This is a genomic window from Streptomyces sp. NPDC037290 (assembly GCF_055603245.1).
The window spans coordinates 1-2,071 of record NZ_JBVJVZ010000112.1; the positions used below are offsets into that span (position 1 = coordinate 1).

Genomic DNA, 2,071 nt, shown 5'->3' on the forward strand with positions numbered 1-2,071 from the left:
CGCTCCCGCAGCTCGGCCGGGTAGTTCCTCGAAGGACGTGACATGGACCCCATCTCCTCACGAAATGGAGTCTCCGAACACACCGGGGTGGTTCAGGCGAGCATGCCACCGGAGAGGACCCTCGCTCAACCTGACAATGCCCGTTGAACTCATTGAACGGCGTGTGAAAATCGGCCGCTCGGGTACCTGAGGACCATTGACCGGACGGAAGCGCGCCAGGACAGAAGCCGTGTTCGGACCGTTGGGGATGGGCTCGCCGGTGCTAGGAGCGCTTCGGAAGCTAGGCGCGAGTCCGGAGACGGTGTGTTGAGGGACAGCTCCCCATTGGGGCCGCCGCAACCCCCGTCCTCCACTGCGGCCCTGAGGCTGCCCGTACTCAACCCCTTTACCACGAGCCTACGGTCACTTAGCAGTCGAGGTAGCACATGGCAAGGAGGCATCCCAACGCGCAGCTCAGGGCGCTCTTACAGGAGACAGGCTGGACAGCCGGTCGACTGGCCCGAGCAGTGAACACCCTTGGCCAAGTCCACGGCCTGTCTCTCACTTATGACCGCACCTCGGTCGCTCACTGGCTCAGCGGATCCCGCCCCAGTCCGTCGGTCTGCCTCCTTGTGGCCCAGGCGCTGAGCCAGGGCTGCGACCGCGTGGTGACCGTAGCGGAAACAGGACTCGACTCCGAAATCGGGAAACATCCAAGCTCCCAGGGACGGCGATCCGCCGAACGCTCACCAGCCCACGAGTTGATCGCCCTGTGCCGCATGGACACGGACCCTGCTCTCCGTGGCACGCCCATCATTTCCGCGCCACGCACGGTGACGCATCCGTCGCACGAATGGAAGCCAGCCTCGTCCGAGTCCGCACCGACGAAGGCCCCGTCGGCTGAACTCAGGACGCTCCAGGACGTGATTCGGTATGTCATTGGCTCTCTCGAACGCCATGGCGGTTCCCACGGACGGCGTGCGCTTGCCCTGTACACTGCCGATGACGTGGGACGCCTCCTGGGGGCAGGGAGCGCAGACCGTGTTGTGTTATCCACTACCGCTCAACTCACCTGCGTCCTCGCTCAGATGACGGCAGACACCGGCCAGCTCGCTCTGGCCGAGCAGTATCACCGAATCGCTCTCGATCTAGCGCATGAGGCCGAGGACCGCACGGTGTACTCCATTACGATGAGGGCGATGAGTGCGCTTGGTCTACGCCTTGGCTGGCTGTCATTTGCCAGCCAGTTGGCCGAGACCGCTGTGGAGACAGCCGGACCCAGCGTCCCGCCATCGGTGGCTTCATATCTCCTCATCCAGCGTGCCGTCACCCGCGCCCGGGCCTGCCAACGCAGGGCGGCCCTTACCGACTTGCTCAGGGCCGAAGACAAACACCACACCGATGCCGAACAGAGCATCTCGTTCTCGCACTACCCAAGCGCCGCGCTGCACTTCCAGCGCGCAGAGACCTTCCTTGCCCTGGGAATGTACCCCGAGGCCATTGGGGCCCTGCGCCGTTCGGCGCGCCTCCGTGACAGCGCCACGCAGCATAGGTCTTCCGCCATCACCCAAGCCCGGCTCGCAGAAACGCTGTTACGCACCGGTCAACTGGAACCAGCCTGTCACCACTGGGGCCGGTTCCTCGATCACCACGCCCACGTGCGCTCCGTCCTCATCCGCCGTGCACTTCACACCCTTCATCAGCAGTTACGCCCCTATCACCGCCACCCCAACGCCGCCGATGTCCTGGAACGGGCGAAATTGTCGAGGGGCGGCTCTTACTGAGCGTGAGGCGCAGTGCCGGCAGAGGTCGATCCCTGGGAGGGGACACCGTGTTTCATGCGGCGTACGAGACGGCCCCACCTCAAGAGCACCTCGATGCACCCGCCGGTCTCCGCGTTGATGATGTGATCGCAGAGCGGTGGCAGCGGCGCAGGGTGAAGTCGTCCACCGCGATCACTCATGGGATCCGCACGGCCAGCGCGGGAATGCGTCGCAGGGGTGCGGTGGGGAGTCGAGCCGATCTGCCGGGTGCTGTCCGAGCACGGGCTGCCCGCCGCGGCGTCCACGTACTACGACGCCGTCGGACGGCC

General features: G+C 65.2%; 1 protein-coding gene. It reads left to right on the forward strand.

What is annotated here, in order from left to right; translation table 11 throughout:
- Positions 1-1,067 precede the first annotated feature (1,067 nt).
- A complete protein-coding gene (locus ACZ7HQ_RS45195; RefSeq protein ID WP_471003399.1) occupies positions 1,068-1,763 on the forward strand; it encodes a hypothetical protein in 696 nt (231 codons plus the stop codon).
- Positions 1,764-2,071 lie beyond the last annotated feature (308 nt).